Raw genomic sequence first — 15,433 nt, forward strand, 5'->3', positions numbered from 1 at the left:
CCGTTGAGAGGACGTCCCGGATTACATCCGGACTTTAATTGGGGGAATATATGAAGCATCCAGTACGGCGTACAGCCGTTACTGTCGGAACCGTGGCCATGGTTTTGTTGGCGGGAATAGCGCCAGCTCACGCAGAGAAAGCGCCAGAGGAAAGCTCACTTTCGGCAGTAGCACCCGAAACGCTCCAGGGTACGATCTTGGCTGCAGAGTTGAGTCGTAACGATACTGGGAAGTTGGAGAAGGATCTGGGGGCGCAAAGCGTGATAGTTCCCGACAATACTGGACAACCTGCAACGATCACTGCGGATGAGACCAGCTTGGATATCTACCTTCCGTCGCCCGAAAAGAGAGCAGAGTCAATCGTCGGCGAAAATGGACAGGTTCAGTTCAATAACCGCGACGACAGCTTGACGAATATTCTGCCCAAAACGGATGGGTCGCTTCAGATTGCCACGACGATCTTGAGTGCGGACGCCCCAACGACGTATGAATACGCCCTTGATTTGCTTCCGGGATCAACCTTGCGGACGCTCGAATCGGGCACTGTCGAGATCCTAGATGCCGATGGAAAGTTTCTAGCAGGTGTCGGAGCACCTTGGACTAAGGACGCTTCGGGCAAGGAGATCGCGACGCACTATGAGATCGTAGGCAGCTCACTGGTGCAGGTCGTAGACCACACGAAGGCGTCGAACGTGCTTTATCCAGTGGTAGCGGATCCTTGGTTTGGCATTGACCTGTACTACCAACCGGGCGTTCAGTTCGTCTCCCAAGGGTACAAGATCAACGTATATCCGACGTCGTGGGGAACAACTTACCGATACATCGACACATGGTGGGCCCACCGCGACGAAATCGTCTCCAAGCTCGGCAGCCAAGGGTGGCGGTGGAACAACTCGATCCAAGAGCAGCTATATTGCCACATCGCGGGTTGGCCAGCATCGGCACCCGAGTACAACCTGGAGTCATGGCGTCCCACAATCAATTGGGCCGAGTCTCTAACTCGCTATCAGTGCAACCCATACGATGGTAAGTGGTCCTAATGCGCTCAAGACGACAGAGTTGGTAAAGATGATTACTCAAAGCCAAAAACTGAAGTTTGCCGGTGCGCTAATGGGTGTTGTTGGAGTAGCCGTTGCAGTCGCCCTTTGGACGGCATCCTTTTCACGTTACTCACGCATTGAAGATCTGGGTCTCGATGTAGACCCTTCCATCGATCCGGAGATTCTTCGAAAGTTGACAGCTTTCACGGTGCATGAGCAGGTGATGTTCTACGGCGGTCTCAGCCTGGCCATTGCCGGCCTGATTCTGTTGATTATGGGCTCAATTAAGTCATCAAGGGCAAAACAGAACCGTTAGGCCGTGACGGAGGAGGTCAGGTTCGGCCATCGCTGGACCTGACCTCCTCCGTACTCCCGCTTGGAGTTCTCCGCGTTGGGCACCTCGAGATCCTAGAGCTAGCGGTCCACATGGCACTTTCGAGCCGACGGTAGTCAGCCAGCATCGTGACCACTCTCGTAGGTTGACGGAAGGGTGCTTATCGGCCTTCAAGCCGGTTTCCTGATGACCACAGGAAGGCAGGGGAACCCGCCTGGTGTGAGACTACGAAGGGGAGCCTGACAGAACTCACCAGCAAGGAAGTGATCGCGGTACAGGCCAGGGCGCTCCAGCAAAGCCAGATCAACGAGGCCCCCGCCGACGCGGTCCTGGAACCCTCCCAACGAGGTCGACGAAAGGCAGAGCCCCGTGACGGCGTATGGAGGAAGTTGCGTCTCTCCGATCGCCGCCGCCGGAGTGTCCTTGGGGTTGACGACCCGACTGTCAAACGGGCAGCCGCCCTCGAAGATTGGGGTCTAGGCCTTATTGGCGTGGGCGGTTTGATGGTAGCTGCCGCCGCCTTGCGGGCACCTTTGGATTCACTTTTCGCATAACTGCTGCCGGCGATTCATCCGTGGCTGGCAGGTTACGTCACGTTTGTCCTTTCGAGGACACGGCTTAGCTTGCGAATCCCGCGCACCGTCTAATGAGGATCCGACTTTCAGCAGGACATTGAGCGACCGTCCGCACTCCACTCCCGCGGACGCGTACCAGCGGAGGAGTACCAGTAGCGCTCTTCAGCGGTGATGGCTTTGCCCTGGAGGACAGCGATATGGCCGTGAGTCGACTGTGCAACAGGATGTTGCACAGTCGACTCAGAGTCAGGCCACGGCGTATGGCCGCATATAGAAGAGGCTCTCGACCCTTGCACGGGCACTTTGTACCGAAAGCCAACCCCTCGATGCGTGACCTGCTAGATCAGCCCGTCCGAGAGGTGGTTCGGGGTGCCGAAGCGGTGGGCTGTGATGGACACGGCCTGTTCGCGGAGGAACGGCAGCATCTCGATCCGCCCGGCCTGGGTCACCACTCCGTGGTACACAGCGATGTCCGGACGGCCACCGGTCGCCGCGCTCAGCGCGGTGAAGTCGCCACCGATCAGGCGGATGCGGCCGCCGTCGAACGTTGCTGCGCGGGCCAGCCACGCGGCGTCGTCCTCGACCCGGACGCTGACATTCAGGTTCGCGAATACGCTCACCACGGCGTCCGGAAGTACGACGGCGGAGCTCACCTTGAGTGCCGAACCGGCCACCGCGCCGGCCGCGACAACCCGCAGCAGGTCGGCGATCCGCTGGCCTTCCGAGAGGCGGATGGTGACCGGGATGGGACGGTAGCGGAAGACGTTCCGCTCCGCGGTCAGGGCGGAGACGTCCTTGCGGGTACCGAACTCGCTTGCCCAGGCGTCGGCGTCACTGAACAGCGACTGCTCCAGGACGCGGAGCTCCTCGCCGGTGACGTCCACGGACTTCGCTGCGGCGAGAATCTCCGCAGCGGCACCCTGCAGGACGGTGCCGCGCTTGGCGTGTGCCTCTGCGGGCACCCAGTTGCCCAGGCCGATGAGGTAGTTCGGGCCACCGGCTTTGGTCCCGGCACCCACAGCGGACTTCTTCCACCCGCCGAAGGGCTGGCGCTGGACGATCGCGCCGGTGATGCCTCGGTTGACGTACAGGTTGCCGGCCTGGATGGTCTCCAGCCAGGTGCCGATTTCGGCGGAATCCAGGGAGTGCAGCCCGGCGGTGAGGCCGTATTCGATCTCGTTCTGGATGGCGATGGCTTCTTCCAGGGTATCGGCGGTCATGACGCCGAGCACCGGTCCGAAGAACTCCGTCAGGTGGAAGTAGGAGCCGCGCTTGACCCCGGAACGGATGCCCGGGGACCACAAGCGGCCCGTCCCGTCGAGGCGTTCGGGTTTGACGGCCCAGGTTTCCCCCTCGCCCAAGGTGGTCAGGGCGTTGAGGAGCTTGCCGTTGGCGGGCTCGATGATGGGACCCATCTGCGTAGTGGCGTTGTCCGGGTAGCCCACGGTGAGGGACCTCGCGGCGTCGATCAGCTGGTTGTGGAAGCGCTTGGACTTCGCAACGGAACCCACAAGGATCACAAGGGACGCCGCGGAGCACTTCTGGCCGGCATGGCCGAACGCCGAGTACACGACGTCCTTGGCGGCCAGGTCAAGGTCCGCACTCGGGGTGACGATGATCGCGTTCTTACCGGACGTTTCCGCCAGCAGCGGAAGGTCCTGGCGGAAGGAACGGAACAGTTCTGCGGTTTCGTAACCACCGGTCAGGATCACGCGGTCCACGCTCGGGTGCGACACCAACTGCGTGCCCAGCTCCCGCTCTTCGAGCTGCACGAGCGCCAGCAGCTCACGCGGCACGCCGGCTTCCCACAGCGCGTCCACCATCACGGAACCGGAGCGGCGGGCCTGCTTGGCCGGTTTGATCACGACGGCGGAACCTGAGGCGAGCGCTGCGAGCGTCGAGCCTGCGGGGATCGCCACCGGGAAGTTCCACGGGGGTGTCACTACGGTGAGGTTGGCCGGGACGAACGTGGCGCCGTCGACCGTTTCCAAATCCTTGGCGCGTTCGGCGTAATAGTGCGCGAAGTCGATCGCCTCGCTGACTTCGGGATCGCCTTGGTCCAGGGTCTTGCCGGTTTCGGAGGCCATCACCTCGAGCAGCTCGGCCCGGCGGGACTCGAGGATGTCCCCGGCACGGTGCAGGATTGCGGCGCGCTCGGCTGCCGGGCGGGCACCCCATGCCTTGCCTGCTTCGAGGGCTGCGGCGATGATGCGTTCGAGTTCGGCGGCGTCGGATACCTTGGTGGACTCGACGATTGCGTTACCCGCCGTGGAGCCGGGGATGCGCGCCAGGATGTCGCGGCCCCAGGCCCGGTTGGCCGGGAGGGCGGGGTCGGTGTCCGGGGTGTTGCGGAAGCCCTCGGTCGGGGCGGGCTCAGCCGGAAGGCGGCGGTCCTGCTTGCGGTTCGGCTCCGGCACGTCCTCGCTCAGGTTCGCGAGGGAGTTCAGGAAACGCTGCTTTTCACGTTCGAAGAGCGGTTCATTGTCACTGAGCTCGAACACGGCAGACATGAAGTTTTCCTGGCTGGCTCCCTCTTCGAGACGCCGGATCAGGTAGGCGATGGCAACATCGAACTCACCCGGGTGGACCACCGGGGTGTAGAGGAGCAGGCTGCCGACGTCCTTCCGGACAGCGGTCGCCTGGCCGGTCGCCATGCCGAGCAGCATCTCGAACTCGATGCCTTCAGTGACTCCCCGCTGCTTCGCCAGGAGCCAGGCGAAAGCGACGTCGAAGAGGTTGTGTCCCGCGACGCCGATGCGGACGGCGTCAATGTGCTCAGGGGTGAGGGCGTAGTTGATGACGCTCTTGTAGCTGGTGTCCGAATCCTGCTTGCTGCCCCACGTGGCCAGCGGCCAGTCGTGGAGTGATGCTTCCACCTGTTCCATGGGAAGGTTGGCACCCTTAACCACACGCACCTTGATGGGCGCACCACCCTTGGCGCGGCGTGCGGCGGCCCACTCCTGCAGTTCCTGCATGGCGCCGAGTGCGTCCGGGAGGTAGGCCTGCAGGACGATGCCCGCCTCGAGGTTCAGGAACTCGGGCATATCCAGGATCCGCTTGAACACGGCGATGGTCATGCTGAGGTCTTTGTATTCCTCCATGTCCAGGTTGATGAACTTGGGCTTGGGGAACGACGCTGCCAAGCGGTAGAGCGGGGTGAGCTTCTCCACCACGTGCTCCACTGCCTCGTCGAAGGCCCACGGGGAGTGCGGGGCCACGGTGGAGGATTCCTTGATGGACACGTAGTCCACGTCCTCGCGGGCAAGGAGCTTCAACGTGCCGTCCAGACGACGCTGGGCCTCGTGCTCGCCCAGGACCGCTTCGCCCAGGAGGTTCACGTTAAGGTGGACGCCGTCCTGCTTGATTTTGGCGATGGCCGGACCGAGCTTGGCATCGGTGGCATCGACGATCAGGTGGCCCACCATTTCGCGGAGTACGCGGCGTGCGATGGGAATGACCACCTGGGGCATGATCGGGGCCATGATCCCGCCGACGCGGACGGCGCCGCGCATGTACCACGGAAGGAACGTGGGCACCTTGGGTGCCAGTTCGGCGAGTTTCCGGCCGGCGACCGACAGGTCCTCGGGGCGGATGACGCCGTCGACGAATCCGACCGTGAACTCCAGGCCGTGCGGGTCCTTCAGGACGCCGGCGAGACGCTGCGCGGACACGTCAACAGGAATTTTGGCGGCTTCAGTCAGCCAATGGCGAACCAGCGCAATGGCTTCGTGTGCCAGTGCGTCGAACTGCCCGGAATCCTGGGTGCGCGGGGAGGTCGCATCCGGGAGGGTGCTGGTCATGTGGGCTCCTTCTGGGGCGGAGAAGTTTGTTTGTTTCCATCAGTATGGATCTACAATCCCATTAGGAAAAGCGACCTTTTCTGACGAATATTCATTACTCATCCCGAAGTTTTGGAGGCTGCCGTGCTGGACGTCCGCAGGCTGCGATTGCTGCACGAACTCAAGATCCGCGGCACCCTCGCCGAGGTGGCTGACGCCATGCAATACAGCCCGTCTTCCGTCTCCCAGCAGCTCACCCTCCTGGAGAAGGAAGCCGGGGTGGAACTCCTCCGGAAAGCGGGGCGCCGCGTTCAACTCACGCCCCAGGCTGAGATCCTCGTAGCCCACACGTCCGCCCTCCTCGAGACGCTGGAACGCGCCGAGACGGAGCTCGCTGCGTCTCTTTCCACCGTGACCGGCACCGTGCGCCTGGCAGTGTTCCAGTCCGCTGCGCTGGCGCTGCTCCCCGGATTCCTGACGATCATGCGCCAGGAGTACCCGGAAGTGCGTGTGGAGATGACCCAACGGGAGCCGGAAACCGCGCTTTACGAGACGTGGGCGAGGGACTTCGACATCGTGGTGGCCGAGCAGTACCCCGGGCACGCAGCACCGCACCACCCCGGCCTCGACCGGGCGACCTTGACCAGCGACGCCATTCGCCTGGCTACTCCCCCGGTGGGGCTCGGCGGGGAACATGTTGCATCCATCGCGGACACGGCCTCCATGCCGTGGGTCATGGAACCCCGTGGAGCCGCATCACGGCACTGGGCCGAGCAAGCCTGCCGTTCAGCCGGATTCGAACCCGACGTACGCTATGAAACCGCCGACCTCCAGGCGCAGATCCGGCTCATCGAATCCGGCAACGCCGTAGCCCTGATGCCGGACCTCGTCTGGACGGGGATGGAACGGCCGGTCCAGCTGCTTGACCTGCCCGGTTCGCCCGCGCGGACCATCTTCACGTCCACGCGCACTGCCGGGCGCATCCACCCGGCGATCCTCGCGTGCCGTGAGGTGCTGGAGCGGGTGGCGGCCGCGCAAAGCTAGCGCCCTGTCTCGTGGGGGCTGCCCCGGGGCTTGGCTGGTGAACGCAAAAGGCCCCGGTCCAGTGGACCGGGGCCAAACGCGGAGAATGGGGGATTTGAACCCCCGAGGGCGTTAACCCAACACGCGTTCCAGGCGTGCGCCATAGGCCGCTAGGCGAATTCTCCTTGCTTCCGATTCGAAAGCAGATACTACTGTACCTGAGATCTTCGGCATCTCCCAATCGGGCGCCAGAGCGGGTTCGAAGCCCGCGGCGCCGCCCGTTGACAGCAGCCTGCCCGACAGGACTTTAACGAAAAAATGGACGCCCCCAACGCGCCCATTCCTACGGTACTTCCGTTGAGCCGCCGGGTCCGGCCCCTCTTGCCCAGGCCCCGCGGCTCACAATCGACGGAGATTGCCCCAATCGGTGTACATACTTATGGTCCGCTGCGACCACCCCGGATGCAATGCTTGGGGCCACTTCCGGGCTTTAGTTGCTGACAAAATGTCTTTATGACCGAACTGCATGCCTTGGTTGTCTACGTCCCGGAAGATCACGCGAACGCCGTACTGAAGGCGATCGGCGACGCCGGTGCCGGTCGAATCGGAGACTATTCCCATTGCGCATTCACCTCGCCCGGCACAGGTCGCTTCACTCCCCTTCCAGGAGCGCAGCCGTTCATCGGCGACGTCGGTGAACCGGAGCAGGTGCCGGAAGTCCGCGTTGAGTGCGTAGTCGCCGGAGAACTGCTCGACGGCGTGGTGCTGGCTTTGCGGAAGGCGCACCCCTACGAGGAACCGGCCTTCATGACATGGCCGGTCAACGGGTGGCGCCGCTGACCCGCCGCCCGGCCCGCACACGGGGCCGGGGCTGGGCGTTGACCCGCCGCCGACGCCGCACCCCTTCCCGCAATCCGCACCCATACGAACGGGAGCGCCACGCGGAAACGGGTGCGCAGCCCACTCAGAACGGGTGCGCCACGCGGAAACAGGTGCACCCAGACAGAATGGCCGCACAGCCCCACGCCGGGCAGACGCCGACGCCCACCGCCGGGGCTGGCCGTTGACGCCGCGCCCTTTCCCGCAATCCGCACCCATACGAACGGGGGCGCCACGCGGCAACGGGTGCGCCGCCCACTCACAACGGGTGCGCCACGCGGAAACGGGTACCCCAGACAGGGTGGCCGCACGGCCCCACCCCGGGCAGACGCCGACGCCCACCGCTGGGGCTGGCCGTTGACACCGCACCCCTACCCGCAATCCGCACCCATAAGAACAGGAGCGCCACGCGGCAACGGGTGCGCCGCTCACCCACAACGGGTGCGCGAAGCGGAAACAGGTGCGCAGCCCACTCAGAACGTCCGCACGCCCCCACCCCGGGCAAATGCCGGGGCCGGCCGTGATGCCGCACCCCTACCCGCAATCCGCATCCATAAGAACGGGAGCGCCAAGCGGCAACCGGTGCGCCGCCCACCCACAACGGGTGCGCCAAGCGGAAACGGGTGCACAGAGCTCGGGTCGATAAGTGATAGAGGGGCGGCCGGAAACGGGCGGGATCTGATAGAGGGACGACCGGAAACGGGCGGGACCTGATAGAGGGACGGCCGGGTTCGACGGCGCGGAACACCCGCCGCCGAGCGGTTTCCACAGCCCCCTCCAGCCGATTCGAACCGTGCCCCAAGTTCGGGTAAGCTTGTCGACGGCCCCTCATGTGGCGTCATCCTGTTGAACTCCCCCAGGACCGGAAGGTAGCAAGGGTAGATGGGCTCTGGCGGGTGCATGAGGGGTCTCTCATTTAAATGTCAGTCCCTATAGGTAGGTTTTCCCTGTGACTGTTACAACTGCCCTGTACCGAAGGTACCGCCCGGATTCGTTCGCGGACGTTATCGGGCAGGAACACGTCACGGAGCCGCTGATGACGGCGCTGCGGAAGAACCGCGTGAACCATGCCTACCTCTTTTCCGGCCCGCGCGGCTGTGGCAAGACCACTTCCGCGCGCATCCTCGCGCGCTGCCTGAACTGTGCCGAGGGCCCCACGGACACTCCCTGCGGAAAGTGCCCCAGCTGCATCGAGCTTGCCCGCGGCGGTTCGGGTTCGCTGGATGTGATCGAGATCGATGCCGCCAGCCACGGCGGTGTGGACGATGCGCGGGATCTCCGTGAACGCGCCACGTTCGCCCCTGTTCGCGACCGCTACAAGATCTTCATCATTGACGAAGCCCACATGGTCACCTCGGCCGGCTTCAATGCGCTGCTAAAGATCGTCGAAGAGCCGCCGGAACACATCAAGTTCATCTTCGCCACCACGGAACCGGACAAGGTCATCGGCACCATCCGCTCCCGCACGCACCACTACCCCTTCCGTTTGGTGCCGCCGGAGCCGCTCATCAAATACCTTGAGCTGCTGTGCCACCAGGAGAATGTGCCCGTGGCTCCGGGCGTGCTTTCTCTGGTGATCCGTGCCGGTGGCGGCTCAGTGCGCGACTCCCTTTCCGTGCTGGACCAGCTCATGGCTGGAGCCGGACCGAACGGCCTCGATTACGAGCTCGCCGTTGCCCTGCTTGGCTACACCCATGCCTCCCTTCTTGACGACGTCGTCGATGCCGTCGCCGCGGCGGACTCCGCCACGGTGTTCCGTGCCGTTGACCGCGTCATCCAGACGGGCCACGATCCGCGACGCTTCGTGGAGGACCTCCTGGAGCGGTTCCGGGACCTCATCATCGTCCAGGCCATGCCGGAAAGCGCCCAGTCCATCCTCCGCGGCATGCCGGAGGACCAGATCGCCCGCATGCGCAACCAAGCCACCAATCTGGGTGCGGCTGAACTGTCCCGGGCTGCCGACGTCACCAACACCGCCCTCACCGAAATGACCGGTGCCACGTCACCACGGCTGCACCTGGAACTTCTTTGCGCCCGCATTCTCCTTCCGAGCGCGGAGCAGACGGAGCGGGGGATCGCCGCGCGCATAGACCGCGTGGAACGTCGGCTCAACTACGCCGGCGACGCCGGGATCCCGGCTGCCTCTTCAGCCTCACCTCAGGCCGGGGCAGCACCAGCCGCCGGTTCGCAGGCTCAGCCGGCACCGGCAGCTCAACCCGTGGCTCCTGCCGCTCAGCAAACAGCCCTCACTGTCCCTGCTGCTACGGCACCCATGACTCCCCAACAATCAGCGGAACGTCCCGCTGAGCACCAAACCGCTGCTGCCCCCGCGTCACCGTCGGCACCCGTTGCACCTGCCACCGCTCCAGCGCAGGACCACCAGCGACGAGAGCCACAGCAGCCGGCCGCCGAGGCCCGGACGTCCCTGACGGCACCACGGGTCTCCACCAACGACTGGCCTGTGGAGGACCGGTCCGCTTCCGGGCGCCCAACGGGTCCCGCTGAGGGACAGCAAGCTCCTGTGCAAACTCCGGCGACGCAGCAGAATCCGGCGGCGCCCACGGGACAGGCAGCACCGGCGGCACAAAGCCCGGCTGCGCAGCAGAACCAGCCGTACCCTTCACCAGCCTCACAACCTGCACCAGCCACGCGATCCGCTCCAGCCTCGCAGTCCGCACCTGCGCCGGAAGCTCGGCCCGCGGCCATTCCGTCAGCCCCAACCCCCTCCGGCGGAGACGTTGAAACGCTCCGGCGTGCTTGGCCGGACGTGCTGCAGACGTTGGCCAAGATCAAGCGCAGCACCTGGGCCTTGGTGGAACCCAACGCCCAAGTGGCCCAGTACGACGCCCAAGTCCTTACCCTGGCCTTCACAACCAGTGGCCTTGCCGGGGCGTTCGGACGCGCCGATCATGCTGAGAACCTGCGCCAGGCCATCCACAAGACCATCGGCATCGATTGCCAGATTGTCGCAGTGGCAGGCGCCAACAGCTCAGCGAGCTCTGAACCAAACCCAAAAGCACGTACTAGCCGGGACACTCCGGCAACAAACGCGCAAGAACCGGTTTCCGGCGCCCAAGGAGCCGGAAACACGCTTTCAGACGGAGCTGCACACCTGACCAGCGGATCGGATACAGCTCCGCTAGCTCCAGCACCAGCAGTGCCGGCACCAGTCGCGGCTACTCCAGCACCAGCTCCGGCAGCTGCCACCGCCGTGGATGCAGCGTGGGGCATTGCCCCGGAGTCACGCCCTGAAGAAGAATCTTCCGCCGGCAAAGATCCTGCACAGGACGCGCCCCACAAAGCTCCTGCACAGGAAACCCACGCCCCGGAGCCAACAGCGCCGGAACCCGTTTCAACGGATCACACTGCCAGCACCTCAGAGTCCTCCGCCCGCAGTACGGAGAACGCGGAAGCTCCGAGCTGGCCGGCCGCTCCCCCGGTGGACCGGGAATCGGTCTGGTTGACCGGTCCGAAGACGCCGGAAGAACCACCTGCTGGACCGCAGGCAACTCCCCAGGCCGGACCCCAGGCATCCGCGCCTGACACGGCCGGCGACTACTCGTACCCTGATGACGATTGGGGCCCACCACTCGACGAGGACGCCCCGCCGCTGGAGGAAGAACCGCCGGCTGATTGGGAGCCGACGCCCCGGTACGAGGCCCCGACCGCCCCTGCCCCTGCGCAGGCCCAGGCCGACGCACGGCCCCGGACACCGTCGCGCCCACAGGCAAGCCCACAGCCCACGCAGGCCACGAAACCCACGAATGCCACCGAGACCCCCTCGCGGCCGGATCCCGCCCAGGATCCGTGGTCACGTGCGGTGGAACATGCGCCGGGAACGTGGGTTGTTGGCACGGAATCCAACGTTGGCGGTAAAGCCAAAGCCAACGGCAACAGCAGCGACCACCAAGCGGCCCAGCCCTCGCAGAACGAGTCGGCCCCGCAGTACGAGCCAGCTGCAGCCCAAATACCGGCAACAGCCCAGATACCGAAAACAGCCCAGATACCGGCAACAGCACAGGCTCCAACGGCCGGGACTCCTGACATCGGCAGCGAAACCGCCGAGCCCTCCACCTACGGCCAGCCAACCAGCGCCGGGAACAACGGTTCCTCAGGCTGGGACGTCGCACCGCCGTCGGAATGGCCCGGAACCGGCAGGACGCAAACCCAGCAGAAGGCACCGGCGTGGCCCTTGTCGTCCCTGGAGCCGCAGGAGGCCCACGGTTCCGTCGCCACGCTCGAAGGGGACGCGCCGTCGGGCGGTCCGGCGGTCAAGCAGAGCCTCTACCAGCGGTTGACCAACAGCCCTGAGGCCCAGCGGGGCCGCGTCCAGGCGCCTGCCCATCCCCAAGCCCAGCCGACCAGCGTGGCGGAGGACATCCCCAGCCCCGAGGACGAGACCATCGAGGAATCGAGGGTGTTCGGACGCGCCGCGGTGGAGCGTATTCTGGGCGGGAAGCTGATTGAAGAGCGGTCGTTGGACGGTTCTCCCCTCCACATGCGCTGACCACCATTTGCGCCTGGCACGCAGCCCTAACCCTGGGCGCAGCGGCATTGCAACGAAACGAACGAGGACATTGTGTACGAAGGTGCAGTTCAAGAGCTGATTGACGAGCTCGGCCGGCTCCCCGGCGTTGGGCCCAAATCGGCGCAGCGCCTGGCGTTCCATATCCTCGAGGCTGATCCCGAGGATATGAAGCGCCTGGTTGCAGCCATCACCACCGTCAAGGAACGCGTGAAGTTCTGCTCTGTGTGCTTCAACGTCACTGAGCAGGAAACCTGCAACATTTGCCGCGACCCCCGCCGGGACCCCTCGGTCATTTGCGTGGTGGAGGAATCGAAGGACGTCCTGGCCGTTGAACGTACGCGCACCTTCCGTGGGCGCTACCACGTACTGGGCGGCGCCATTAACCCCATCGCGGGCGTCGGCCCGGAACAACTGCGGATCCGCGAGCTCCTTACGCGGCTCAACGACGGCGCCATCCAGGAAATCATCATCGCCACCGATCCGAACCTCGAAGGTGAGGCGACGGCCACCTACTTGGCACGGATGCTGAAAACGATCGGCATCACGGTCACGCGCCTCGCGTCCGGGCTGCCGGTGGGCGGAGACCTTGAGTACGCCGACGAAGTGACGCTTGGCCGTGCCTTCGAGGGCCGCCGCAACGCCCTCGCCTGACCGCGGGCCCCTGACCAACGCAAGCGCCGAATAGCTCAGGCCTTCCGGCGCAACCGCATCCGCCCGGGAATCACCACCAACGCGGCCACGGCGCCCTGCAGCGCCAGGCCGGTGACCGCGACCGGCACCGTTGGCGGCAGGCTGTCACTCGATTCGCCTCCGAGGCAGGGAACGTCCCGCTGCGGACCATCGGCGGCCCATTGCAACCCGGCGAGTATCCACGCTAAATCGCTGTTCCTGGGAACAAACTCCCCTGCCGTGCTCCCGAAGACCATCGCCGGGTTGCTCGCCGCGATCCACGCCACCCGATCGGTGTGCGCAACCTCAACCGGGCGCGTTTGGCCCACGCATTCATAAGTGGTCATGCGTCCGGATTCGTCGCGCTCCACGTTGACCGGAACCGAGGCTTGCGCAGTGGTGGACGTGCCCGGAAGCAGCGCGAGGGTTGCCACCACGTTTCCGAACAACAGGAAGGCCAGAAGCACGGCCACAAGCACGCCTCCGGGCAAGGCCCTCCGGAAACAAGCGCGGCTGCCGGCACCGATCAGCCCGAACAGCGCCACCTCCACAGTGACAACTACGACGGCGGCAATCGCCAGCGCGATCGGCCCTCCGGTTGCTGCGCCAACCGCAGCCAGGACAACGCCGGACAAAAGCGCCAGGACCAGGCCATGCAGCACTCCTGAGAACAGGGCGGCAAGAACGCCGGACGCGGGACGCCTGAACCCTCGGACGGCTCCATGGACTGCAGCCACAAGGACCAACCAAGCCCCCAGCAGCAGGTGGACGGCTTCCCACAGGCCTGTTTCGAACCATCCGCTGGCTGCGCCGAATCCCACCAGCGCCGCGGTCAAGGCGCAGGCGGCCGCTATTTCCAGAACGCATGCAGTCCAGTACCGCCACGAGCCAAGGGACGCGACCACATCCGACCAGGCAGCGCGGGCCGCTGAACCCACCGGATTGAGCGGATGGGCCGGTGACCCATCGTCGTGGGCCGCCGCCGGTCCCGCCTCGGTCCCGGCACGGCGCGGACGACGGTCATCAATGACTCCCCCACCGATCACCTCATAGTCGGAATCTCCGCCCTGGAACGTCATAAATGGATAGTACGCCGGGCGATCATAGGCCGAAATGCCTCATGATGCCGCCATGTGGTCACAATTCCTGCGTGGGGAGCACCCGGCGATAAACTTGGCAAATAAGCTACGCCGGCGTGCTCCAATGAGGATATTGGTACGCCGGATTCGAACCCTATTAATTGCAGTGAGGGTGCGCGCATGACTATGCCCACTACCGAAGTGAAAATCGAAGAGCTCGCAGGCGGAGCTGCCATTACCAAGCAGCTGATCGTCCAGAAGTTCGGCGGTTCCTCGGTTGCCGATGCCGACGGCATCAAACGGGTTGCCCAGCGGGTGGTGGATGCGCAGAAGGCCGGCAACGAGGTAGTCGTTGTCGTCTCCGCAATGGGTGACACCACAGATGAGCTCCTCGACCTCGCAGCCCAGGTCACCGACTCCGCTCCGGCCCGTGAGATGGACATGCTGTTGTCCGCCGGCGAGCGTATTTCCATGGCTCTGCTGGCAATGGCGATCAACAAGTTTGGTGCTTCCGCCCAGTCGTTTACCGGTTCGCAGGCCGGCATGATTACCGATGGTATCCACGGCAAGGCGCGAATTATCGACGTCGATCCGCACCGGATCCGGACGGCGCTGGACAAGGGCCACATCGCAATCGTCGCCGGCTTCCAGGGCATGACCCGCGTCACCAATGAGATCACCACGCTGGGCCGCGGCGGTTCGGACACCACGGCTGTTGCACTGGCCGCAGCGCTGGAGGCGGACGTTTGCGAGATCTACACGGACGTTGACGGCATCTACACTGCCGATCCCCGCGTGGTTTCTTCCGCCCAGAAGATCGACCGCATCTCCAGCGAGGAAATGCTGGAGCTCGCTGCGTCCGGCGCCAAGATCCTGCACCTGCGCTGCGTGGAGTATGCCCGCCGGTTCGGCGTGCCGCTGCACGTGCGGTCTTCATTCAGTAACCACGAAGGCACATGGGTCATCCCGGGTGCCGATGAAAAGTTCACGATTCAAGAGGGAGTTGCCTTGGAGCAGCCAATCATCTCCGGCGTTGCACACGACCGGTCCGAAGCCAAGGTCACCGTTGTTGGCGTTCCGGACATCCCCGGCAAGGCGGCCGCGATCTTCCAGGTGATCGCCGATGCCCACTCGAACATCGACATGATCGTCCAGAACGTTTCCACCCACGGGACGGGCCGCACGGACATCTCCTTCACGCTGCCCATCGTTGAAGGCGCCGACGCCCTGGCCGCCCTTCGCGCCGCTGAGGGCCAGATCGGCTTCGAGAGCATCGAGTACAACGAGAACGTCGGCAAGCTGTCCCTCATCGGCGCCGGCATGCGTTCGCACCCGGGCGTTTCGGCTACGTTCTTCAAGGCACTGTCTGACGCCGGCATCAACATCGACATGATCTCCACCTCGGAAATCCGCATCTCGGTGGTTACCAGCGCAGACAAGCTCGATGACGCCGTCCGCGCCATCCACGCCGCATTCGAGCTCGACGGCGACGCCGAGGCTACCGTCTACGGCGGCACCGGCCGCTAG

Annotated in this window: 9 protein-coding genes, 1 tRNA gene and 1 other RNA gene; 8 read left to right on the top strand and 3 right to left on the bottom strand. The window is 64.6% G+C overall.

All coding sequences use genetic code 11. From position 1 onward, the window contains the following. The first annotated feature begins 233 nt into the window (after positions 1 to 233). Both HMI59_RS18150 and HMI59_RS18155 read left to right on the top strand, forming a co-directional pair. Positions 234 to 1,040, top strand: a complete 807-nt coding sequence (locus tag HMI59_RS18150; protein ID WP_193592101.1) for a DUF2599 domain-containing protein — start codon at positions 234 to 236, stop codon at positions 1,038 to 1,040. Positions 1,041 to 1,068: 28 nt separating this feature from the next. Further along, positions 1,069 to 1,356 carry a hypothetical protein gene (locus HMI59_RS18155; RefSeq protein WP_193592102.1) on the top strand — a complete coding sequence of 96 codons (288 nt, stop codon included), beginning with the start codon at positions 1,069 to 1,071 and terminating at the stop codon, positions 1,354 to 1,356. Positions 1,357 to 2,287: 931 nt separating this feature from the next. Here the strand turns inward: HMI59_RS18155 and HMI59_RS18160 are convergent. After that, entirely contained in the window at positions 2,288 to 5,749 is a 3,462-nt protein-coding gene (locus HMI59_RS18160; protein WP_193592103.1) for a bifunctional proline dehydrogenase/L-glutamate gamma-semialdehyde dehydrogenase, read from the bottom strand. Positions 5,750 to 5,872: 123 nt separating this feature from the next. Here HMI59_RS18160 and HMI59_RS18165 point away from each other — a divergent pair, with 123 nt between their 5' ends. Further along, positions 5,873 to 6,772: a LysR family transcriptional regulator gene (locus HMI59_RS18165; RefSeq protein ID WP_021471652.1), complete on the top strand. Its 900-nt coding sequence runs from the start codon at positions 5,873 to 5,875 to the stop codon at positions 6,770 to 6,772. Between the two features lie 79 nt (positions 6,773 to 6,851). Here the strand turns inward: HMI59_RS18165 and HMI59_RS18170 are convergent. Then, positions 6,852 to 6,936, bottom strand: a tRNA-Ser gene (locus tag HMI59_RS18170). 328 nt (positions 6,937 to 7,264) lie between these two features. On the opposite strand from HMI59_RS18170, the gene HMI59_RS18175 reads away from it, so the two are divergent. From HMI59_RS18175 to recR, 4 genes are all read left to right on the top strand, one after another. Further along, positions 7,265 to 7,591 carry a hypothetical protein gene (locus HMI59_RS18175; RefSeq protein WP_193592104.1) on the top strand — a complete coding sequence of 109 codons (327 nt, stop codon included), beginning with the start codon at positions 7,265 to 7,267 and terminating at the stop codon, positions 7,589 to 7,591. A gap of 858 nt (positions 7,592 to 8,449) precedes the next feature. Further along, an RNA gene (gene ffs / locus HMI59_RS18180) (signal recognition particle sRNA small type) lies at positions 8,450 to 8,546 on the top strand. 33 nt (positions 8,547 to 8,579) lie between these two features. Beyond that, positions 8,580 to 12,137, top strand: coding sequence for a DNA polymerase III subunit gamma and tau (locus HMI59_RS18185; protein WP_193592105.1), 3,558 nt, complete (start codon positions 8,580 to 8,582; stop codon positions 12,135 to 12,137). 72 nt (positions 12,138 to 12,209) lie between these two features. Next, positions 12,210 to 12,809 carry a recombination mediator RecR gene (gene recR, locus HMI59_RS18190; RefSeq protein ID WP_021471655.1) on the top strand — a complete coding sequence of 200 codons (600 nt, stop codon included), beginning with the start codon at positions 12,210 to 12,212 and terminating at the stop codon, positions 12,807 to 12,809. A 35-nt stretch (positions 12,810 to 12,844) separates the two neighbouring features. Here the strand turns inward: recR and HMI59_RS18195 are convergent, their stop codons facing one another. Then, positions 12,845 to 13,906 carry a hypothetical protein gene (locus HMI59_RS18195; RefSeq protein WP_193592106.1) on the bottom strand — a complete coding sequence of 354 codons (1,062 nt, stop codon included), beginning with the start codon at positions 13,904 to 13,906 and terminating at the stop codon, positions 12,845 to 12,847. Positions 13,907 to 14,086: 180 nt separating this feature from the next. Between HMI59_RS18195 and HMI59_RS18200 the strand changes: the two genes are divergently transcribed. Continuing rightward, a complete protein-coding gene (locus tag HMI59_RS18200; protein WP_021471657.1) occupies positions 14,087 to 15,433 on the top strand; it encodes an aspartate kinase in 1,347 nt (448 codons plus the stop codon).

Source organism: Paenarthrobacter sp. YJN-5 (genome assembly GCF_015040095.1).
GTDB lineage: Bacteria > Actinomycetota > Actinomycetes > Actinomycetales > Micrococcaceae > Arthrobacter > Arthrobacter ureafaciens.